This is a genomic window from Stenotrophomonas sp. SI-NJAU-1 (genome assembly GCF_020883215.1).
Taxonomy (GTDB): Bacteria; Pseudomonadota; Gammaproteobacteria; order Xanthomonadales; family Xanthomonadaceae; genus Stenotrophomonas; species Stenotrophomonas indicatrix.
Window position 1 is genome coordinate 4,414,641 of sequence record NZ_CP086598.1, and the last position, 20,750, is coordinate 4,435,390.

Below are 20,750 nucleotides of genomic sequence, written 5' to 3' on the forward strand. Positions count from 1 at the left end.
AGCACACCCGCCCGTATTCAATCCCGGGATTCGGTGATTGCGACGGATTGTTCCGGTCGTTTTCGGCATTGTCCCAGTCTGGCGACCGCCCGACCGTGCAACAATACTGGACCGTCCAGTCTGCTTATGTTCAGCAGCCTGACCCGATGCTTCAATGTCGAAAAAACGTTAAGGGTGCCCATGCCGGCTTCCACTCCCAGTCTGGTGCAGTTGTCCAACGTCCGCATCGACCGGAGCGGGCGCACGATCCTGCGCGACGTTTCGCTGCAGGTGCCCGAAGGCAGCATCACCGCCGTGCTTGGGCCGTCCGGCAGCGGCAAGTCGACCCTGCTGGCGGCGCTGACCGGCGAACTGCGTCCGGTGGCGGGCGACGTCACCCTGTTCGGCAAGCCCATCCCGCAGCGCACCGCCGAACTGCTGGAAATGCGCAAGAGCGTCGGCGTACTGCTGCAGGGCAATGGCCTGCTGACCGACCTGACCGTGGCCGAAAACGTCGCCCTGCCGCTGCGCACCCACACCCGCCTGCCGGCACCGGTGCTGCGCCGGCTGGTGCAGATGAAGCTGCATTCGGTCGGCCTGCTGGCCGCCGCCGATGCCTGGCCGCGTGAGCTGTCCGGCGGCATGGCACGACGCGTGGCACTGGCCCGCGCGTTGGCCCTGGACCCGCCGCTGATGATCTACGACGAGCCGCTGACCGGGCTGGACCCGATCGCCTCGGGGGTGATCATGAGCCTGATCCAGCGCCTCAACCACAGCCTGGGCCTGACCAGCATCATCGTCAGCCACCACGTGCACGAGACCCTGCCGATCTGCGACCAGGTGATCGCGATCGCCAATGGCGGCATCGTGTTCCAGGGCACGCCGGAGGCGCTGCAGTCCAGCCAGGACCCGCTGCTGCAGCAGTTCCTGCATGGCCAGCCCGATGGTCCCATCCCGTTTGATGCCGCACCGCGCGCGAGGGTTGCCTGATGCCGTTCGTGCAAGCCACCCGCTCGCTGGGTCGTGCCGGCCTGTTCTCGCTGACCGTGCTGCGCGGTTCGCTGCCGACCCGTGACTTCCTGGCCGAGCTGACCCGCGAGATCTACAAGATCGGTGCGCGCTCGCTGCCGATCATCGCCGTGGGCGGCGCCTTCGTCGGCCTGGTGCTGACCCTGCAGGGCTACCGTACGCTGACCACCTTCGGTGCGGCCGACGCGCTGTCCACCCTGCTCGGCCTGTCGCTGTACCGCGAACTGGCACCGGTGCTGACCGCGTTGTTGTTCATCGGCCGCGCCGGCAGTTCGATCGCCGCCGAGCTGGGCCTGATGCGCGCCACCGACCAGATCAAGGCGCTGGAACTGATGGCCATCGACCCGGTGGCCAAGGCCGTGGCACCGCGCTTCTGGGCGGCGGTGCTTACCGTGCCGCTGCTGACCGGCATCTTCTGTTCGCTGGCGATCAGCGCCAGCTACTTCGAAGCCGTGCACGTGCTGGGCCTGGACAACGGCGTGTTCTGGTCGGCGCTGCGTGGCAGCGTGGACTTCTGGGACGACTTCGGCGTGGCGATGCTGAAGTCGGCGATCTTCGGTGGTACTGCGGCCCTGGTGGCCGCCTATGTCGGTTTCCACGCCGAACCGACCATCGAAGGCACCTCCGTCGCCACCACCCGTGCAGTGGTCAACGCCTCGCTGCTGGTGCTGATGTTCAACTTCGTACTGTCGGCAATGTTGTTCACCTAACCCCTCCATCGGCGGTGCGCATCGGCGCGCGGCCACCACGACTGATCAGGTAATCCACATGGCCATCCGCGGTCCCAGACTCGAATTCTCCGTCGGCGCCTTCCTGCTGCTGGCCCTGGCCTCGCTGATGGTGCTGGCCGTGGCCTCGACCAACCAGCGCTGGAGCTGGGGTGGCGAAGGCTATGAACTCAAGGCACGCTTCTCCCAGGTCGGCCAGCTGCGCAAGCAGGCGCCGGTGAAGATCGGTGGTGTCACCGTCGGCCAGGTCGCAGCGATCGAGCTGGACCCGGTGAAGTTCGACTCGATCGTGACGCTGCGCATGGACAGCAAGGTCAAGGATCTGCCGGCCGATACCTCGGCCGGCATCTTCACCAGTGGTTTGCTCGGCGAGAGCTATATCGGTCTGCAGCCCGGCGGCGATCCGGAAGTGCTCAAACCCGGTGAGGAAATCGTGTTCACCCAGCCGGCCGTGGACCTGCTGCAGCTGGTCGGCAAGTACATGTTCAGTGGCGGCGCCGGTGGCGGCGCTGCCCAGAAGCCCAACGATGGCGCGCAGGCGCCTGCAACGGAACCGCAACCATGAAGATGAAACTGATCCCGGCCCTGCTCGCCTCGTCGCTGCTGCTGGCCACCCCGTTCCTGGCCCAGGCCCAGGCCGCCGCACCCGCTGCTGCCGCGCCCCAGGGCCAGGCCGGCAAGGTGGTGATCGACGCCAGCAGCCGCATTCTTTCCACCCTGCAGCAGCGCCGCGCTGAGTTCACCAGCAACCCGGCCAGCCTGCGCAGCTACATCGACAGCGAGCTGACCCGCACCTTCGACCGCGACTATGCCGCGCGCCTGGTGCTGGGTCCGCATGCCCGCGGCGCTTCGGACGCCGACATCAAGCTGTTCGCCGATGCGATGGCCGACAGCCTGATGCAGCGCTATGGCTCGACCCTGCTCAACATCCAGGGCAAGCCGAGCTTCCGCCTGAAGGGCGAAAGCCCGCTCCCCGGCAACCGTGGCGTGCGCGTCGGCACCGAGCTGGTGCGCGCCGCCAACGAGCCGACGCCGGTGGAATACTGGATGCGCAACGTCAACGGCCAGTGGAAGATCTTCGACGTGAACATCGAAGGCATCTCCTACGTGCAGACCTTCCGCAACCAGTTCGATGCCCCGCTGCGACAGAAGGGCATCAAGCAGGTGGCCACCGAACTGCGCAGCGGCAGCATGCAGGCTGGGCCGGCCGGCAATGGCAAATAAGGCGCTGGCGCTGCTGGAAGGTGACACCCTGCGCCTGCGCGGGGTGCTCGACCGTACCGCGGTGATCGCGTTGTGGCCGCAACTGCAGGCCCTGCCGGCACAGCTGTCGCGGCTGGAACTGGCGGAGGTCGAGCGCGTGGACAGTGCCGGCCTGGCCCTGCTGGCCGAACTGGCCGCGCGCGCGCGGCAGGCGGGCCATCCACTGGCGATCTCCGGCGCCCCCGCCGGCTACAACGAGCTGAGCGCGGCCTACCGGCTGTCGCCCTACCTGGACTTCAACGCTACCTTTGCTGCGAGCTGACATGAACGTCGTGCGCGTTATTCCTCTGATCCTCCTTGCCGCAGCACTCAGCGCGTGTGCCGGCAAGCCGGCGCGCAGCGACGCGCCGATGACCGACACCGTGGTGCCGGCGACGGCCACAGCACCTGCTGCAGCCACGCCTGCTGACAGCGAACCGGCCAGCCAGCCGGTACAGACTGACACCCCGCCAGCAGCGTCGGCCCAGGACACCGCCAACACTGCCCGTACAACCGATGCGGCCACGGATGCGGCGGCGACCGCGCCGGGCGGCGACAACGACTTCGATGCCCTGTACGGCACCAGTGACAACCGCCGCAGTGCCACCGCCTACGACCCGTGGGAACCGTTCAACCGCAGGGTGCACGGGTTCAACAACGCGGTCGACCGCGGTATCGCCCGCCCGCTGGCGACGGCCTATACCCATGTGGTGCCGCGCTTTGCCCGTACCGGCGTGAGCAACTTCTTCAGCAACCTGCGGGCACCGCTGACCATCACCAACCAGCTGCTGCAGGGCCGCCCGGCCGACGCCTGGGACAGCCTCGGCCGGTTCCTGATGAACAGCACGCTGGGCATTGGTGGCCTGTTCGACCCGGCCAGCAAGGCAATGGTGCCGCGTCGCAATGAAGACTTCGGGCAGACCCTGGGTACCTGGGGCTGGCGTCGTTCGCGCTATGTGGAACTGCCGTTCTTCGGCCCGCGTACCGTACGTGATGTGTTCGGACTGGCCGGTGACATCCCGCTGTCGCCGATCCGCCGCATCGAAAGCGACAAGTACCGCATCGGCCTGCAGGGCCTGCAGCTGGTCGATACCCGCGCGCAGCTGCTGGCGATCGACGACCTGCGCGATACCGCGGTGGACGAATACGCTTTGGTCCGCGATGCCTGGATGCAGCGCCGCAACTACCAGATCGAGAACGACCTGCGTGGCAAGCGCGAGCGTGGCAGCGACGACGCGAACTCGCCGATCCCGGTCGATGCAATGCCGATGCCGCAGTGGACCAATTGACCGCTGCCGGCAACGCATGAAAAAACCCCGCCTCGGCGGGGTTTTTTTGTTTTACCGGCGTCCACCACCTTCCGGCAGGTGCCAACCTTGGTTGGCATGCCATCTTCAGGCCGCCAGCGCCGCCTCGACCGCCTCGCGCAGGCGCGCATCATCGGCGGCAACGTCCGGGGCGAAGCGGGCGATGACCTTGCCATCGCGACCGACCAGGAACTTCTCGAAGTTCCACAGCACCGCCGGTGCCGGGTGGATCGGAATCTCCTTGCCGGCCAGGCGCTCGCGCAGCGGGCCTTCACCGATCGCCTGCGGCTGCGCGGCAGTCAGCTGCTGGTACAGCGGGTGGGTGTCTTCACCGGCCACGCTGATCTTGGCGAACATCGGGAAGCTCACATCGTAGGTCAGCTGGCAGAACTGCTGGATCTCCGCCTCGCTGCCGGGCTCCTGGCCGAGGAAGTTGTTGGCCGGGAAGCCCAGTACTTCCAGCCCCTGTGCGTGCTTTTCCGCATACAGCGCCTGCAGGCCTTCGTACTGCGGGGTCAGGCCGCACTTGGACGCCACGTTGACCAGCAGCAGCACCTTGCCCTGGTAGTGGGCAAGAGAGGACGGCTGGCCGTCGATGGTGGTGAGGGAAATATCCTGGATCGAGGTGCTCACGCGGGGCTCCGGCTACAGCGGGGAAAGGCCCACCAGCATACCGCCGACGTCACTGGTAGTGCCGGCCGCTGGCCGGCAACCTCATGAACGTTCCCGAAGATTCTTGAGGCTGCCGGCCAGCGGCCGGCACTACCTTCAATCCACGCAGATCGTGCCCTGCGCCTTGCCACCGTCGATGCGTTGCCGGCAACCGAAGTTCTGGCTGACATCACGCTGGCAGGTCCCGGTTGCCACCTCGCCTGCTGGCACGTTTGCCGAGGCCAGGCACTGGCCGCTGCAGTCGCTTTTGCTGCTGCAGGACTTGCCGGCGTCGGCATAGGGAATCACGCACTGCACCCGCTGCAGGCGACCCAACGGCTGCAGGGTACCGCCAGCTGCACGGCAGTCCACATCGCGAGCCTCTTCATAGGCTGCAGCGGCTTCCGGGCTGTCGGCCGCTGTGGCTGCCGCGCCTGCATCGTCACTGGCCGGGGGTGCACTGCTGCAGGCGGCAAGCAGCGCGCCAAAGGCAACGCTGGCAAGGAATCGGAGGCGCATGGCGGTACCTGGTCAGGAAGGACGGCGCCAGCATACGCATCCGCCCATGCAGATGGCGTGTCAGCCGGCTTCAGGCCTCCTCACCCTCGCCTTCTGCCGCCTCTTCGTCGCTGGACGCTTCGCCCAGGTCGCCCAGCAGGCCTTGCGCCTGTTCGGTCGCCAGTGATTCCACGCCGCGCAGGCGGCGTTCGATGGTGCGCGTCTTGCGGCTGGCCTCGCCGATGCTGCGGCCCACCGTGGTGATCTGCTTCTCGGCCTTCTCGAGGATACCGGCGAACTTGCCGAACTCGCTCTTCACTGCGCCCAGCAATCCCCAGACTTCGCTCGATCGCTGTTCGATGGCGAGGGTACGGAAACCCATCTGCAGGCTGTTGAGCAACGCGGTGACGGTGGTCGGGCCAGCCACCACCACCCGGTGCTCGCGCTGCAGCAGGTCGACCAGGCCCGGGCGCCGGATCACTTCTGCATACAGGCCTTCGGTCGGCACGAACATCACCGCGAAATCGGTGGTGTGCGGGGGCACGATGTACTTTTCGCAGATCGACTTGGCCTGCACGCGGATCGCGCGTTCCAGCTGGATGCCCTGCAGGCGTACGCCCTCGGCATCGCCCTGTTCCTGCGCGTCGAGCAGGCGCTCATAGTCTTCGCGCGGGAATTTGGAATCGATCGGCAGCCAGACCGGCGCGTCGTCGTCGCGACGGCCCGGCAGGCGCACGGCGATATCGACCATCTCGTTGCCATCAGGACGTACCTTCACGCCGCGTGCGTACTGTTCCTGGGTGAGGGTCTGCTCGAGGATGTTCTCCAGCTGTACTTCGCCCCAGCTGCCGCGGTTCTTGACGTTGGTCAGTACCCGCTTCAGGTCGCCCACGCCGGTCGCCAGCTGCTGCATTTCACCCAGCCCGCGCTGCACCTGTTCCAGTCGTTCGGACACCAGCTTGAACGAATTGCCCAGCCGCGTTTCCAGCGTGGACTGCAGCTTCTCGTCAACGGTGTGGCGCATCTGCTCGAGCTTCTGCGCGTTGTCGGCCTGCAGCGCGCGCAGCTGTTCTTCCAGGGTGGCGCGCATTTCCGAGATGCGCTGTTCGTTGCGCTGGGTCAGTTCCTGCAGGCGCAGGCCCAGGCTCTCGGTCAGGCGCTGCTGCGACTGCGCACCTTCTTCGCGGCCCTTGCGGGCATCCTCCACCAGGGCCTGTCGGAGTGCACCGAACTGGGTGTCGGTACGGGCGGTCAGTTCCTGCAGCTGCTGGCCGAAGGCATGGATACGTGCCTCCTGCTGCTGGCCGAACACATCCAGCTGCACGCGCAGTTCCTGCAGGCGTTCGCCCAGTGAGGCGGCACTGCGCTGCTGGCTGTCGGCCGCCTCGGCGCGGGCCTTGCGTGCGTCTTCGCTCAGCGCTTCACGCAGCAGGTCCAGGCGCTGGTCGGTGCGGGTGGACAGATCGGTCAGCGCGCGCGCGAACCCATCAAGCTGCTCGCGCAACTCGCTTCGGCCGGCGCGTGCTTCATCGCGCACGGCCTGTTCCAGGCGATCGTGGGGCGGGCGGCGCAGCAGCGCCACCAGTTGCAGGATCAGCACGACCAGCAGCAGGCCGGCGACGAGGAGGAATTCGGTTTGCATGTGGCAAGTGTAGGCTGGCCCAGTCTCACGTGCTGAAACGAGCCCATGTTTGTACTGTACGGAAAGCCCACCTCGATCAACGTGCGCAAAGTGCTGTGGCTGTGCGCCGAACTCGATCTGCCGTTCTCCCATGATCCGGCACCGGCGCCGGACGTGCTGTCCACGCTGAATCCGAACCGGCAGGTACCGGTGCTGCGCGATGGCGACTTCGTGCTGTGGGAGTCCAACAGCATCTGCCGCTACCTGGCCGCACGGCAAGGACGAGACGATCTGCTGCCGGGCGCTGCACAGGCCCGTGCCCAGGTCGAGCAGTGGATGGACTGGCAGGCCACCGACCTCAACAGCGCCTGGCGCCACGTGTTCATGGCCCGCGTGCGGCAGCACCCCGACTTCGCGGACGACGCTCGCGCCGAGGCCAGCCTGGCGCACTGGAACGGCCTGATGCAGGTGTTGGACACCCAGCTTGCCGCCAGCAATGCCTACGTGGCGGGCACCGGCTTCAGCCTGGCCGACATCGTCCTCGGCCTGTCGACACAGCGCTGGCGCAGCACCCCCGGCAACAAACCTGTGCTGCGCCACGTAGACGCCTGGTTCGAACGCCTGCGCCCCCGGCCGGGCTTCACCGAGCATGTAGACAACGGCGTGGCGTAAGGGGGGCCGGCAGGGCGGCGCCCTGCACCCGCAGAGGCAACGTCAACATCAAGAGCTGGCGTTCCGTGGGATGGCGGGGTGGCATGGATTTGCGGGACACGCCGTAAACCCGTCCATGGGGGCTCGTAGGCGCCATCCATGGCGCCTGCGGTCCCGCAAACCCATGCCACCCCGCCTTTCACGGATCTCCGCGATCTGCAGTAGATCCACGCCATGCGTGGATGAAGGTCAGAGGCTGGGTTGGCCCGGCGTTACCAGCCTTCCAGCACGATCTTACCCTTGGCCCGGTGGCTCTCCAGCAGCGCATGCGCGCGCCGCAGGTTGGCCGCGTCGATGCGCCCGAAGTGCTCGCCAAGCGTGGTCTGCAGCACGCCGGCATCGACCAGATCGGCCACCCGGTTCAGCAGTTCGTGCTGGCGCTGCATGTCCGCGGTCCTGTACAGCGGTCGGGTGAACATGGACTCCCAGTGCAGCGACAGCGCCTTGCGCTTGAGCGCCATTACATCGATCTGGCCCGGATCATCGATCAGCCCCAGCTGCCCCTGCGGCGCCAGCAGCTCGACCAGCTGCGCGTAGTGCTGGTCGGTGTGGGTCAGGCTGGCCGCATGGTCCACCTGGGTGATGCCCAGCCGGGCCAGGCCCTCGGCCAGCGGCCGGGTGTGGTCGATCACATGATGCGCGCCCATCGCCTGCACCCAGTCCTGGGTCTCCGGGCGCGAGGCGGTGCCGATCACCGTCAGCTTCGTCAGCCGTCGCGCCAACTGCACCAGGATCGAACCCACACCACCCGCTGCACCGATCACCAGCAGGGTCTGGCCCTCGCCGCCGCCTTCGGCAATACGCAGGCGGTCGAACAGCAGTTCCCATGCGGTGATCGCGGTCAACGGCAGCGCCGCAGCGGCGGCATCGTCCAGGCTGGCCGGCTTGCGGCCAACGCTGCGCTCGTCCACCAGCTGGTACTCGGCATTGCTGCCCGGGCGATCGATCACACCGGCGTAGTACACCGCATCGCCGGGCTGGAACAGGGTCACCTCGCTGCCGACCGCTTCGACCACACCGACCGCATCCCACCCCAGCACGCGCGGGCCGTCGGTGGCGGCGCCGCGCCGCACCTTGGTGTCGACCGGATTCACCGCCACCGCGCGCACCGCCACCCGCAGGTCGCGCGGGCCCGGCTGGGGCAGGGGCAGGTCGAGATCGATCAGGGCTTGCGGGTCGTCGATCGGCAGGCCGGCTTGGGTGTAGGCAATGGCACGCATGGGGAACATCCAGGGAGGAGAGGCCACAGCGTGCGCCGTGCGCAGGAGGGCGGAAAGGCGCAGAATCGGTCAACACTTTCACTGCAGCAATGAAAATGGTCCGCTTCGACGATCTGCAGCTGTTTGTCCGTACCGCCGCGCTGGGCAGCTTCTCCCAGGCTGCGCGCGAGGCCGACCTGCTGCCGGGCCAGGTTGCTGCGGCGGTGGCACGGCTGGAACGCGAACTGGACCTGCGCCTGTTCGTGCGCACCACCCGCAGCCTGCGGCTGACCGCCGAAGGCGCGCTGTATCTGCCCTACGCACAGGAGGTTCTGAGCACCCTGCGCGAAGGCCAGGCGCGGGTGCAGGGCGAGGACGCCGAACTGCACGGCACCCTGCAGTTGTCGGCGCCGTCGGACTTCGGCCGCAACCTGCTGCTGCCGTGGCTGACCGCGTTCCGCGCGGCGCATCCACGGCTGCGCCTGCACCTGCGCCTGTCCGACGAAGTGGCCGACGTGTTCCGCGACCCGGTCGACGTGGCCATCCGCATCGGCCACTTCGACGACGCCAGCTACGTCGCCCTGCCCTTGCTGGAACAGAACCGGCGGGTGCTGGCTGCGTCGCCCGGGTACCTGCGGCGGCGTGGCACGCCCAGCCGCTTGGAAGATCTGCGCGAGCATGATTGCCTGGTCTACCAGCTCGGCGGCCGCGCCTACGATCGCTGGTCGTTCGAGATTGAGGGGCGCCGCGTGGTGATCCCGGTGCGCGGGCCACTGGTCTGCGACGACGCCGACGTGGTGCGGCGCTGGGCGGTCGCCGGCGAGGGCATCACCTACAAGTCCTGGCTGGACGTCCGCGACGACGTGCTGGAAGGGCGCCTGCAGGTGCTGCTGGATGGCATCGGCAGCCACATTCCCCTGCAGCTGGTCTGCCCCCATCGCAAGCAGTTCTCACCGGCGGTGCGGCAACTGCACGCACAGCTGCGCCAGCATCTGCAACCGCTGCTGTCCGCCATGCCCGGCAACGGCGACACGCCCCTGTCGCCTGCACCAGCACTGGCCGACAATGACGCTCCCCCGTTGTAAGAGAGTCGCGCCATGCCGTGGATGGGCATCCAGGACCTGTGGACCTTCCTGCTCGCTGTGCTGGTGTTTCTGGCCCTGCCCGGGCCGGGCACCTTCACCCTGCTGACCGCGACCGGTCGCGGCGGTGTGCGCGGCGGCTACACGGCGCTGGCCGGCCTGCTGGTCGGCGACCAGATCCTGATGTGGCTGGCACTGGCCGGCGTGGCCGCGCTGCTGAAGGCCAATCCGACGGTGTTCCATGCCGTGCAATATCTGGGCGCGGCGTATCTGGTGTGGGTCGGCATCAGCCTGCTGCGCACGCCCAAGGCTGACGGTGCCGACGTTGGCCCGGTGCGCATGCAGCCCGGACGCTACTTCCACCAGGCGATCCTGGTCAGCCTGCTCAATCCGAAGGCGATCCTGTTCTACATGGCCTTCCTGCCACTGTTCATCGACCCGAAGGCCCACCAGGGCATCGCCACGTTCGCCGCGCTGGCCGGGATCATCTTCGTGGTCAGCATCGCCTACTGCTCGCTGCTGATCTGGGTCGGCAACCTGGCCCGCCGCCGGTTGATCCAGCACCCGCGGGTCAGCGATGCGCTACGGCGCGTGGCCGGGCTGTTCCTGGTCGGCTTCGGCATCCGCCTGGGCCTGAACGGCTGAGATCCCGTCGGCGTGGCAGGCCGCGCGCAGGTGGTCGATGAACACCCGCAGCTTGGGCGCCATATGCTCGCGCGCCGGGTAGTACAGGTGGAAACCGGGGAACGGCGGCTGCCAGTCCTCCAGCACGCTGCGCAGGCGGCCGGCAGCCAGGTCGCCAGCGACCAGTGAGGCGAACCCCTGCGCCATGCCCAGCCCAGCCAGCACCGCCGCATAGGCCAGTTCGGCATCGTTGAACACCAGCCGGCCCTCGACGACTACGTCCAGGTCACGCCCCTCACGGCTGAATTCCCAAGGCATCAGCCGGCCATTGGCACGGCGATGGACGATACAGTCGTGGCCCTGCAGCTCCTGCGGGCTCTGCGGCACACCGTGGCGCGCGAAGTAGCCCGGCGTGGCCACCACCACCTGGCGCTCGGGCGGCCCGATCGGCACCGCGATCATGCCCTGCGCCAACGATTCCCCCAGGCGGATGCCTGCGTCGAAACCTTCGGCGACCAGATCGGTCAACGCCGGTTCCACGCACAATTCCACCTCCACCTGCGGATACCGGGCCAGGAACGACGGCAGCGCCGGCAGGACCCGGCGCTCGGCAACGATGCGTGGCAGGGTGATGCGCAGCCGGCCGGCCGGCACGGTCCGCGCGCTGTCCAGGTCTTCGAAGGCCGATTCGATCTGAGCCAGCCCGCCACGTACGCGCTGCAGGAAGCGTGCACCGTGCTCGGTCAGGCCCACCCGGCGCGTGGTCCGTTGCAACAGGCGCACGCCCATCCGCGCTTCCAGCGCACGCACGCTCTGTGACAGTGCCGAGGTCGAGACGCCAAGCGCATCTGCGGCGCGGGTAAAGCTGGCGTGGTCAGCCACGTGGACAAAGGCGACCACCGCCGACAGCGGTGCGGAGGGATCCATTGTGAAGCCTTCCTTCATTGTCAGTTCGGCTGTGTCCAGTTTATCCACAGGATCATCGGACGGATGCTTTCCCTCCCGGCGGCACGCCCGCCTCCTCCGATGGAATGCCACATGTCACTTGATCACTACCGCCTGCTCGGTCGCTCCGGCCTGCGTGTCAGCCCGATGGCGCTGGGCACGATGACCTTCGGTGCCGACTGGGGGTGGGGCGCGGACGAAGCCGAGGCCCGCCGCATCTTCGATGCCTACGTCGAACGCGGCGGCAACTTCGTTGATACCGCAAACAACTACACCAATGGCAGCGCCGAGACGCTGCTCGGGCGATTCGCCCAGGGCCGCCGCGAACGGCTGGTCATCGCCAGCAAGTACACCCTGGCGACCGTGCCCGGCGATCCGAACAACGCCGGCAACCACCGCAAGAGCATGATGCGCTCGGTGGAGGACAGCCTGCGCCGGCTCGGCACCGACTACCTGGATCTGCTGTACCTGCACGCCTGGGACGACACCACCGGGGTGGACGAGGTGATGCGCGGTTTCGACGATCTCGTGCGCAGCGGCAAGGTGCTGTATGCCGGCATCTCGGACACGCCGGCCTGGCAGATCGCCCGCATGCAGACCCTGGCCGACCTGCGCGGTTGGGCGCCGCTGGTGGCCCTGCAGATCGAATACAGCCTGATCCAGCGCAGCGTCGAACAGGAGCTGCTGCCGATGGCCGAGGCGCTCGGGTTGGGCGTGGTGGCGTGGTCGCCGCTGGGCAGCGGGGTGCTGACCGGCAAGTACAGCGCGGCTGATCTCACCACGGCCGAGCCGCCGGAGGCTACGCCGGGCGGTTCCCGGCGCAACGTGGCCCTCATCAATGGCGCGTTGACGCCACGTTCGTTGAACATCGCCGGGGAAGTCGCTGCCGTCGCGGCGGAACTGTCGCACTCGGCTGCGCAGGTCGCTCTGGCCTGGCTGCTGCAACGACCCGCGGCCGGGGCCATGCCGATCGTCGGTGCACGCACCCTGGACCAGTTCGAACACAACCTGGCGGCGCTGGATCTGGCGCTGCCGGCTGAGGCGCTGGCACGGCTGGATGCGATCAGCGCGGTCGCGCCTGCCTTCCCGCACGACTTCCTGCAGATGCCGCTGCCACGCATGCTGATGAGCGGTGGTACGCGTCTGCAGCCACGCGCGCTGGGCAGGTAACAGCGGGGGCGCGCTATGCTGGCGCCCCTCGTTGGACAAAAGCGCCATGGCCGCAACACCAACGCTCGCGGTCGCAGCAGCCCTGGTGCTGCTGCTTGCCAGTGGACCGGCCACGGCCGCACCGGACCACCGCTGCCTCAGCGGTGGCCGCGACAACACGATCCACCTGGAATGGCGCTGGCTGGACGATGGCCGCGCCGATGTGCGCTACGCCGGGCACAGCGAGCGCCTGCCACTGCGCCGGGTCTCCGAACAGACCACGGTGCTGGACGAGGACCGCCCCTACCAGTTCGATACCGTCTGGGAGGAGCGCGTGGACGGTCGCATCAACGGTCACTACACACTGAGCACGCAGGGCGCACGGATCTACAGCTTCAGCTACGTGCGTGCCCGGGACGGTCGCCGCACGGACTTCGACGAAGACGTCAACGCCTTCCAGGACGACGGCTGTCACTGGTAGGCGCCTGCGCTGAGGCCGTTTGTGCCGTTTCCGGCAGAGTGCCCAGCGTCCAGCGCGCGCTGTGTCGGCCATGACCCCCGTCAGTGGCAATGCTGCGCTGCGTTCGGTCACACTCGGGGACTTGTCGTTCTCAGTCACCCCTTCCGAGGCCTGCATGTCCCTGCTCCGGCGCAAGTCCCTAGATTCCGTCACCGTCCATGAAGCCGGCCGGCGCCTGGTCCCGACCCTCAGCTGGCCGCACCTGATCGCGCTGGGCATCGGCGCCATCGTCGGCACCGGCATCTACACCCTGATCGGCGTGGGTGCCGACCGCGCTGGCCCGGCCGTGCTGATCTCCTTCGCCATCGCCGGCGCGGTGTGTGCCTGCGCGGCATTGGCCTACGCGGAGCTGTCCACGATGATGCCGGCCGCCGGCAGCGCCTATACCTACAGCTACAGTGCCCTGGGCGAGGTGTTTGCCTGGGTGGTCGGCTGGAGCCTGATCCTGGAGTACTCGCTGGTGGTGAGTACCGTGGCGGTCGGCTGGTCCGGTTACTTCGTCGGCTTCCTGGAATGGGTGCATACCCAGTTCGGCTGGGACCTGCGCCTGCCGGCGATGCTCGCGGCAGGCCCGCATGTCGATGGCGGCATGATCAACCTGCCCGCCATCGTCATCACTTGGCTGGTGGCCCTGATGCTGATGGCCGGTACCAAGGAAAGCGCCACCCTCAACGCGATCCTGGTCGTGTTCAAGCTGATCGCGCTGGCGATCTTCGTGGCGGTGGCCCTGCCGGCGTTCGACGCCAACAACCTGCAGCCGTTCATGCCTTACGGATTCGCCAAGACGCTGGGCCCGGATGGCGTCGAGCGCGGCGTGATGGCGGCAGCGGCGATCATCTTCTTCGCGTTCTACGGCTTCGACGCGATCTCCACCGCCGCCGAAGAAACCAAGAACCCCGGGCGCGACCTGTCCATCGGCATCATCGGCTCGATGGTCGGCTGCACCATCGTGTACGTGCTGGTGGCGCTGGCCGCGATCGGTGCGATGAGCTACACCGTGTTCGGCCAGAGTGCCGAGCCGCTGGCATTGATCATGCGCCAGCTGGGCCAGCCCACCGCCGCGATGCTGATCGGCGTGATCGCGATCATCGCCCTGCCGACCGTGCTGCTGGCCTTCCTGTACGGCCAGAGTCGCATATTCTTCGTCATGAGCCGCGATGGACTGCTGCCGCGTGGCCTGTCCAAGGTCAACGCACGTACCGGCACGCCGGTGGCGACCACGCTGTTCACCGCCCTGGTGGTGTCGGCACTGGCCGGCGTTGCACGCCTGGACGAGATCGCCGCACTGGCCAATGCCGGTACCCTGGCCGCGTTCACCGCCGTTGGCATCTGCCTGGTGGTGCTGCGCGTGCGTGAGCCGAACCGCGAGCGCACCTTCCGCACGCCGTTGGCCTTCATTGTCGGCCCGCTGGCGGCGCTGGGCTGCATCTACCTGTTCATCAGCCTGCCGCACACCACCCAGCTGTACTTCCTTGCGTGGAACGTGGTCGGCCTGGTGCTGTACTTCGCCTACAGCCGTCGAAACGCGCTGATCGCGAAATAACGGATCACCGGTAGCGCCGGGCCATGCCCGGCGGAATCCCGGATGCACGCAGGGCGGTCAGCCGCCCTGCTTTGCCGCGTAGTCCTGCGCCTGGCGCATCACCCGCAGCAGGTTGCCGCCCCAGATGGCGGCAATCTGCTTCTCGGTGTACCCCTTGCGCAGCAGCCACGCCGTGATCTTCGGCAGCTGGCTGACATCGGGCAGGTCACTCAGGCCACCGCCGCCATCCCAGTCCAGGCCGATGCCGACGTGCTCGGGGCCGACCACCTTCAGGATGTGCTCGAAGTGGGCGAAGAAGTCGTCCAGGCTGGCGTGGCGCACCGGGTGTTCGTGGTCCAGTGCCTGCTCGGCCTTCTGCAGCGCCACGCCCTGCTCGATGGTCATGCCTTCCCAGCCACCCAACTGCTTGCTCAGCGCTTCTTCGGCCTGCCTGCGCTCGGGTGACTTGCCTGTGTCGATCAGGTAGCCGCCATACGCGTTCACCTGGATCACCCCGCCAGCCTTGGCCAGCTTGCGCAGGCGCGCGTCATCAAGGTTGCGTGGGTGGTCGTAGACCGCCTTGGCCGAGCTGTGCGACAGCACGAACGGCACCGGCATCATCGCCAGCAGATCGTCGAACACGGCATCGGAGGCGTGCGACTGGTCGATGACGATGCCCAGCTTCACCGCCTCGCGCACCAGGTCCTTGCCAGCCGGGCTCAGGCCCTTCCATTCAGCGCCCTTGGGGTCGGTGGCCGAGTCGGCGAACTCGTTGTTGGCGAAGTGCACGGTGCTGAGCAGGCGCAGGCCCGCACGGTGATAGAACGACAGCAGGCTGGGGTCGGCCACCAGCGGACTGGCGTTCTCCATGCTGATGTAGACCACGCGCTTGCCGGCGGCCTTGATGCGCGCCGCGTCATCGGCCGTCAGCGCCAAGGCGAAGCGCTCGGGATTGGCGGCCAGCATCTGCCGGATCTCCAGCAACCGCTGCAGGCCGTGGTCGCGCTCGGCCAGATGCGCGGCGGCCGTGCGGTCGCCCTGGTCGGTATAGATCGCCCAGAAGCCGCCATCAAGCGCACCTTCAACCATGCGCGGGTAGTCCACCTGCGAGAGTGCGTTGCGGTCGTGCCGCTGCTCGATGTCGAAGCCGGTGCGGCCGAAGTTGGCCGGCGTATCCAGATGGCTGTCCAGGGTCAGCAGGCGTTGCTGCAGTGCCTTGGCACGGGCCAGCTCCTGCGCGCTGAAGTCGATGGCATGGGCGGACAGCGGCGTGCACAACGCCAGTGATACCAGCAACGACAGACTGCGCAGCGTCATGGATGCCTCACCTTGGACGGGAAGCCTGGGACGATAGCGCCAAGCAGCCAGTCAACGGTAGTGCCGGCCGTTGGCCGGCAACCATGCTGCGGTCAGTCCACCACGCGGCAGAACACGGCCTTCAGGTAACGCGATTCCTGCACGTGGGCCATGAACGGATGGTCCGGGCCGGCGCCGGCCACCTTCAGGATCTGGATGGTGCGGCCCGAGAAGTACGCTGCACGACGCAGCATGTCGAGGAACTGGTCCTCGGCCACCAGGCCGGTGCAGGAGAACGTGGCGAACAGGCCACCGGGCTTGACCACGCCCAGCGCCAGCTTGTTCATGTCCAGGTACTTCTTCAGCGCGGTGATCACCTGGTCGCGGTCGCGGGTCATCTTCGCCGGGTCCAGGATCACCACGTCGTACTGCTCACCGCGGTTGGCCGCATCACGCAGCCACGGGAAGATGTCGGACTGGACGAACTTCGGGCGCACGTTGTTCAGACGCGAATTGCCCTTGGCGATCTGGATGACGTCCTCATCGATGTCGATGCCGACCACTTCCGATGCACCACGCGCGGCCGCGTACACGGCGAAACCGCCGGTGTTGCAGCACAGGTCGAGCACGCTCTTGCCTTCCACCTGCTGGCTCAGCCACTCACGGTTCTCGCGCTGGTCGGCGAAGAAACCGGTCTTGTGCGCACCGGCCGGGTCGGCGCGGAACTTGATGCCGTACTCGGTGATCACCGACGCTTCGGTGGTGGTATTGCCGTGGAAATCGAAGCTTTCCTGCTTCTGCACGTGTTCGTCGGCGAAGCTGTGGAAGCGGCAACCCGGGAACTGTTCACGCAGGGCGTCGTAGATCCACTCGCGGTGGCGGAACATGCCGGCGGCGAAGAACTCCACCACCACCAGGTCGCCGTAGCGGTCGACCACCAGGCCGGACAGGCCATCGCCCTCGCTGTGCACCACGCGCCAGGCGTCGGACACCGCATCGAGCTTGAGCACCTCACGACGCAGCGACACCGCCTGGGCGATCTTGCGCGAGAACCAGCCGGCATCCAGCGGGATCTGCGGGTCGGTTTCGAGGATGCGTACAGCAATACGCGAATGCCCGTTGTAGAAGCCACGGCCGATGAACTCGCCATCCACGCCGACGACATCGACGAGGGAGCCGGGCTTGGGCCGGACGGTCGGCTTCTCGACCAGTTTCTGGAAGATCCACGGGTGGCTGGAACGCCACGCGTTCTTGAGGCGGACAACGGGAAGGGGGGTATTCATCCACCTATTGTAGCCGGGGGGCATGGGGCGCCGGAAATCCGGTGAAGGCCCGGCATTTGACGCCGGCCCAGCCAGGCCGCAGAATCGGCGGCAGAAGGGGAGTAGCTCCCAGACGTTGTTGCCGTCAATTCGAGCCCGCAGGCTCCGGTGCAACGGCAGTTCCGGCCCATCGGAACTGCGAGCGAGACCTTCGCCGTACTGGCGAAGCTCTGTCCCTGGATCCCCTCCCGATCCTCCGTTGCAGATCCTCGCCGTCCGGCTTGAGGCATTTTTCATTTCCCAACGGACAAACCCATGCAGACGATCGGTAATTTGTGGTTGTGGGGCGGCTTCGCAGCGGTGGTGGTCATCGCCCTGCTGGTCGACCTCGTATTGATGCGCCACGGTGGCCCGCACAAGGTCACTTTCAAGGAAGCCCTGTGGTGGTCCATCGGCTGGGTCGCGCTGGCGCTGGCCTTCAACGGCGGCCTCTGGTTCTACCTGAACGAGACCGCCGGCCAGGTCGTGGCCAACAAGGTCGGCCTGGAGTTCCTGACCGGCTATCTGGTCGAGAAGGCGCTGGCGGTGGACAACATCTTTGTCTTCCTGATGATCATGAGCTACTTCGCGGTGCCGGAGGAACAGCGCCAGAAGGTGCTGATCATCGGCATCCTGGGTGCGATCGTGCTGCGTACGATCATGATCTTCGCCGGTAGCGTGCTGATCACCCAGTTCCACTGGCTGCTCTATGTATTCGGCGCCTTCCTGCTCTTCACCGGCTGGAAGATGTGGTTCGCCGCAGGCCAGGAGCCTGACCTGGAAGCCAACCCGGCCCTGCGCTGGATGCGCAAGCACCTGCGCCTGCTGCCGGAGTACGAAGGCAATGCGATGAGCGTCAAGCGCGACGGCGTGCGCTGGTTCACCCCGCTGTTCGCGGTGCTGATCCTGATCGCGGTGACCGACGTGATCTTCGCAGTGGACAGCATCCCGGCGATCTTCGCGATCACCACCGACCCGTTCATCGTGCTGACCTCCAACGTATTCGCGGTGCTCGGCCTGCGCGCGATGTTCTTCCTGCTGGCCGGCATGGCCGACCGCTTCCACCTGCTGCCGTACGGCCTGGCCCTGGTTCTGGCCTTCATCGGCATCAAGATGATGATCATCGACCTGTTCAAGATCCCGACCCCGATCTCGCTGGGCGTGGTCGCGGTGATCATCGCCGCCACGGTGGTGCTGAGCCTGAAGAACCCGCCGAAGGAAGGCGGCGCCTGATCCTGGCCGATTGAACGCTGCGGCCGGTGGATTGTCCCGCCGGTCGCAGCCACTCTCCCGCGGCGGTGGCCTTGGTTTCGCGCCGGCCACCGCCATTGCTGAGGGTATGAACACGAACGCGCCCCTGCCCGCCGGCGACGCGCCGGCCGCCCGCAACGACCGCACGCGCATCCTGCGCGCCTTCAATGCCAGCCTGGCCGCCGTGCTGGTGCTGGTGGCCGTGTTCGCCCTGCAGGACCATTTCGACTGGCGGCCCTGGGCGGTCGCACCGTTGGAAGCCAAGGGCCTGCTTGGCCTGATCGGCGGACCGCTGCTGCATGGCTCGGTCGAACACATCGCCGCCAACAGCTTCGCCATCCTGATCCTCGGCACCCTGGCCGGCAGCGTCTATCCCAAAGCCACGCTGCGCGCCCTGCCCCTGCTGTGGCTGGGCTCGGGCATCGGTGCGTGGATGCTCGGCAACCCCGGCAGCTTCCATCTCGGCGCCAGTGGCGTCACCCACGGCCTGATGTTCCTGCTGGCCAGCCTTGGCCTGCTGCGCCGCGACCGCGCGGCGATCGCCACCGGGCTGATCGGCATGCTGTTCTACGGCGGCATGCTGATGACCGTGCTGCCGCATGCCGACGGCGTGTCCTGGCAGTCGCACATGGGCGGAGCCTTCGCCGGCATCATCGCCGCGCTGCTGTTCCGCAACGCCGACCCGCTGCCGCCGCGCCCGCGTTACAGCTGGGAGGACGAGGAAGACGAGGTCGAGCCGCTGGCCGATGACGAACTCGAGCCGCCGTCGCCGCAGCGCGTGCCGGTGCTGTGGCAGCCGCGCGAAGGGCAGGACTATGTGGTGATCCCGTTCCGCCGGCCGGAAGACCCGCGCGGTTGATCGGGTGGATACGCCGGGCATGGCCCGGCGCTACCGCTTCTGGATGCCTCTGGTAGCGCCGGGCCATGCCCGGCGGCATTGACGCCGGTCAGTTCGCCGCGTTCGCCGCCGCGCCCGTTCCATCCACCGCCTGCCGGCCCAATGCCGGGTCATCGGTGAAGAAGGCATCGATGCCGGTGGCCAGGTAAGCGCGCATCTCGGCGATCGAACCCTCGGCATTGCGCGCGTTGTCGGCGCCCTTGCGCAGGTTGCTGGCCTGGAAATGGTTCTCCGGGCGGAAGGTGTACGGGATCACCATCAGGCCCACCGCGTGCGCATCGCGCACCAGCGACGTCGTCGTGCCCAGCGCACCGTTGGCATCCAGCGGGATGATCGAGCGCAGCTCCGGGCCTATGCCGTCGGCATAGGCCGCGATGTCCTTCAGGCCCGCCGGGGTCATCATCTGCGCATAGGTCAGCGCGCCGCCGGCCTTGGCGATGTCGGCCGGCTGGGTGTCGCCCTTCCACAGCAGCTGCAGCAGGCGGATGTTGCTGCCGCGCGGGATCTTGCCGCGCAGGTAGCGCAGGTTGGCTGTTTCGAACGACTGGATGGTGACCGGGCCGACGTTGGTATAGGCGTTGCCGCGCAGCGCGGCCAGCAGCGTGTCTTCCATCGGCAGGCCGATCGACTGGAAGTAGCTCGGGTGCTTGATCTCCGGCACCAGGCCGATGCCACGGTTGGCACGACCGGCCTGCTGGACCAGGAACGCCAGGATCTCGTCCAGGCTGGCGATGCGGAACTGGCCGTCATAGGCGGTGCTGCGGAACTCCGGCAGGCGCTCGCGGGCGTACAGCGTCTTCAGCTCGGCCAGGGTGAAGTCTTCGGTGAACCAGCCTTCGACCGTCTGCCCGTCGATGACCTTGCGGGTCTTCCGCTTGGCGAATTCCCTGTGCTCGGCCACATCGGTGGTGCCACCGATCTCGTTCTCATGGCGGGCCACCATCACCCCATCCTTGGTCATCACCAGGTCCGGTTCGATGTAATCGGCACCGTCGGCGATGGCCTGCGCATAGGCCGCCAGCGTGTGCTCGGGCAGCAGCGCGCTTGCACCGCGGTGGCCGTAGACCGACGCCTTGGGCGCGGCCGGAGGGGAGGATTCAGCACTCATGGCCACCGATGGTGCCACGGCCAGCGACAACAGCAACGCACGACCCCACGACTTCACTGCGACTTCCCCAAGCGGTTTGTGATGGGCGT

The 20,750-nt window shown here is 67.3% G+C and carries 22 protein-coding genes; 14 read left to right on the forward strand and 8 right to left on the reverse strand.

What is annotated here, in order from left to right; translation table 11 throughout:
* Nucleotides 1-180 precede the first annotated feature (180 nt).
* Genes LMF57_RS20010 through LMF57_RS20035 form a run of 6 tightly spaced genes read left to right on the forward strand, consistent with a single transcriptional unit; the run spans nucleotide 181 to nucleotide 4,267 of the window.
* A complete protein-coding gene (locus LMF57_RS20010) occupies nucleotides 181-969 on the forward strand; it encodes an ATP-binding cassette domain-containing protein (protein WP_117311792.1) in 789 nt (262 codons plus the stop codon).
* Nucleotides 969-1,718 carry an MlaE family lipid ABC transporter permease subunit gene (locus tag LMF57_RS20015; RefSeq protein ID WP_006404088.1) on the forward strand — a complete coding sequence of 250 codons (750 nt, stop codon included), beginning with the start codon at nucleotides 969-971 and terminating at the stop codon, nucleotides 1,716-1,718. Before LMF57_RS20010 ends, LMF57_RS20015 begins: the two co-directional genes overlap by 1 nt.
* Nucleotides 1,719-1,776: 58 nt before the next feature.
* Nucleotides 1,777-2,301 carry an outer membrane lipid asymmetry maintenance protein MlaD gene (mlaD, locus tag LMF57_RS20020; protein ID WP_117311793.1) on the forward strand — a complete coding sequence of 175 codons (525 nt, stop codon included), beginning with the start codon at nucleotides 1,777-1,779 and terminating at the stop codon, nucleotides 2,299-2,301.
* Nucleotides 2,298-2,960 (forward strand): ABC transporter substrate-binding protein, encoded by a 663-nt coding sequence (locus LMF57_RS20025; protein ID WP_117311794.1) that lies wholly within the window; start codon nucleotides 2,298-2,300, stop codon nucleotides 2,958-2,960. Before mlaD ends, LMF57_RS20025 begins: the two co-directional genes overlap by 4 nt.
* Nucleotides 2,950-3,261 (forward strand): STAS domain-containing protein, encoded by a 312-nt coding sequence (locus LMF57_RS20030; RefSeq protein ID WP_117311795.1) that lies wholly within the window; start codon nucleotides 2,950-2,952, stop codon nucleotides 3,259-3,261. Before LMF57_RS20025 ends, LMF57_RS20030 begins: the two co-directional genes overlap by 11 nt.
* 1 nt (nucleotide 3,262) lies before the next feature.
* Nucleotides 3,263-4,267 (forward strand): VacJ family lipoprotein, encoded by a 1,005-nt coding sequence (locus tag LMF57_RS20035; protein WP_117311796.1) that lies wholly within the window; start codon nucleotides 3,263-3,265, stop codon nucleotides 4,265-4,267.
* Between the two features lie 105 nt (nucleotides 4,268-4,372).
* Here LMF57_RS20035 and LMF57_RS20040 read toward each other — a convergent pair whose 3' ends face one another.
* The 3 genes from LMF57_RS20040 to rmuC form a co-directional block, all read right to left on the reverse strand.
* Entirely contained in the window at nucleotides 4,373-4,918 is a 546-nt protein-coding gene (locus tag LMF57_RS20040; RefSeq protein ID WP_117311797.1) for a glutathione peroxidase, read from the reverse strand.
* Nucleotides 4,919-5,053: 135 nt separating this feature from the next.
* Nucleotides 5,054-5,455: a hypothetical protein gene (locus LMF57_RS20045; protein WP_117311798.1), complete on the reverse strand. Its 402-nt coding sequence runs from the start codon at nucleotides 5,453-5,455 to the stop codon at nucleotides 5,054-5,056.
* Between the two features lie 70 nt (nucleotides 5,456-5,525).
* Nucleotides 5,526-7,076, reverse strand: coding sequence for a DNA recombination protein RmuC (rmuC, locus tag LMF57_RS20050; protein WP_117311799.1), 1,551 nt, complete (start codon nucleotides 7,074-7,076; stop codon nucleotides 5,526-5,528).
* Between the two features lie 45 nt (nucleotides 7,077-7,121).
* On the opposite strand from rmuC, the gene LMF57_RS20055 reads away from it, so the two are divergent.
* Nucleotides 7,122-7,727 (forward strand): glutathione S-transferase N-terminal domain-containing protein, encoded by a 606-nt coding sequence (locus tag LMF57_RS20055; protein ID WP_117311800.1) that lies wholly within the window; start codon nucleotides 7,122-7,124, stop codon nucleotides 7,725-7,727.
* Between the two features lie 251 nt (nucleotides 7,728-7,978).
* Here the strand turns inward: LMF57_RS20055 and LMF57_RS20060 are convergent, their stop codons facing one another.
* On the reverse strand, nucleotides 7,979-8,986 hold the full coding sequence (locus tag LMF57_RS20060; RefSeq protein ID WP_117311802.1) for a zinc-binding alcohol dehydrogenase family protein: 1,008 nt from the start codon (nucleotides 8,984-8,986) through the stop codon (nucleotides 7,979-7,981).
* Nucleotides 8,987-9,075: 89 nt separating this feature from the next.
* Between LMF57_RS20060 and LMF57_RS20065 the strand changes: the two genes are divergently transcribed.
* Complete coding sequence (locus LMF57_RS20065; RefSeq protein ID WP_117311803.1) at nucleotides 9,076-10,050, forward strand: LysR family transcriptional regulator; 975 nt, start codon at nucleotides 9,076-9,078, stop codon at nucleotides 10,048-10,050.
* 12 nt (nucleotides 10,051-10,062) lie between these two features.
* The gene (leuE, locus tag LMF57_RS20070; RefSeq protein WP_049469679.1) at nucleotides 10,063-10,692 is read left to right on the forward strand and encodes a leucine efflux protein LeuE; all 630 of its coding nucleotides are present in this window, start codon (nucleotides 10,063-10,065) and stop codon (nucleotides 10,690-10,692) included.
* Here the strand turns inward: leuE and LMF57_RS20075 are convergent.
* A complete protein-coding gene (locus LMF57_RS20075) occupies nucleotides 10,630-11,598 on the reverse strand; it encodes a LysR family transcriptional regulator (protein WP_117311804.1) in 969 nt (322 codons plus the stop codon). The genes leuE and LMF57_RS20075 overlap by 63 nt on opposite strands.
* A 99-nt stretch (nucleotides 11,599-11,697) precedes the next feature.
* Between LMF57_RS20075 and LMF57_RS20080 the strand changes: the two genes are divergently transcribed.
* The 3 genes from LMF57_RS20080 to LMF57_RS20090 all read left to right on the forward strand — a co-directional run bounded on the left by LMF57_RS20080 (nucleotide 11,698) and on the right by LMF57_RS20090 (nucleotide 14,828).
* Nucleotides 11,698-12,786 (forward strand): aldo/keto reductase, encoded by a 1,089-nt coding sequence (locus tag LMF57_RS20080; RefSeq protein WP_025875610.1) that lies wholly within the window; start codon nucleotides 11,698-11,700, stop codon nucleotides 12,784-12,786.
* Nucleotides 12,787-12,832: 46 nt separating this feature from the next.
* Nucleotides 12,833-13,246, forward strand: coding sequence for a hypothetical protein (locus tag LMF57_RS20085; protein ID WP_025875608.1), 414 nt, complete (start codon nucleotides 12,833-12,835; stop codon nucleotides 13,244-13,246).
* A gap of 154 nt (nucleotides 13,247-13,400) precedes the next feature.
* Nucleotides 13,401-14,828: an amino acid permease gene (locus LMF57_RS20090; protein ID WP_093820395.1), complete on the forward strand. Its 1,428-nt coding sequence runs from the start codon at nucleotides 13,401-13,403 to the stop codon at nucleotides 14,826-14,828.
* A gap of 57 nt (nucleotides 14,829-14,885) precedes the next feature.
* On the opposite strand, the gene LMF57_RS20095 is transcribed toward LMF57_RS20090, so the two are convergent.
* Nucleotides 14,886-16,124 carry a dipeptidase gene (locus LMF57_RS20095; RefSeq protein ID WP_229290472.1) on the reverse strand — a complete coding sequence of 413 codons (1,239 nt, stop codon included), beginning with the start codon at nucleotides 16,122-16,124 and terminating at the stop codon, nucleotides 14,886-14,888.
* 92 nt (nucleotides 16,125-16,216) lie between these two features.
* On the reverse strand, nucleotides 16,217-17,386 hold the full coding sequence (locus LMF57_RS20100; RefSeq protein WP_025875598.1) for a class I SAM-dependent rRNA methyltransferase: 1,170 nt from the start codon (nucleotides 17,384-17,386) through the stop codon (nucleotides 16,217-16,219).
* Nucleotides 17,387-17,680: 294 nt separating this feature from the next.
* Here LMF57_RS20100 and LMF57_RS20105 point away from each other — a divergent pair, with 294 nt between their 5' ends.
* Together LMF57_RS20105 and LMF57_RS20110 are read left to right on the forward strand one after the other, a co-directional pair.
* Nucleotides 17,681-18,637 (forward strand): TerC family protein, encoded by a 957-nt coding sequence (locus tag LMF57_RS20105; RefSeq protein ID WP_049466516.1) that lies wholly within the window; start codon nucleotides 17,681-17,683, stop codon nucleotides 18,635-18,637.
* Between the two features lie 106 nt (nucleotides 18,638-18,743).
* Nucleotides 18,744-19,514, forward strand: coding sequence for a rhomboid family intramembrane serine protease (locus LMF57_RS20110; protein ID WP_025875594.1), 771 nt, complete (start codon nucleotides 18,744-18,746; stop codon nucleotides 19,512-19,514).
* Between the two features lie 88 nt (nucleotides 19,515-19,602).
* Here LMF57_RS20110 and LMF57_RS20115 read toward each other — a convergent pair whose 3' ends face one another.
* On the reverse strand, nucleotides 19,603-20,718 hold the full coding sequence (locus LMF57_RS20115) for a glycerophosphodiester phosphodiesterase (protein WP_117311807.1): 1,116 nt from the start codon (nucleotides 20,716-20,718) through the stop codon (nucleotides 19,603-19,605).
* Nucleotides 20,719-20,750 lie beyond the last annotated feature (32 nt).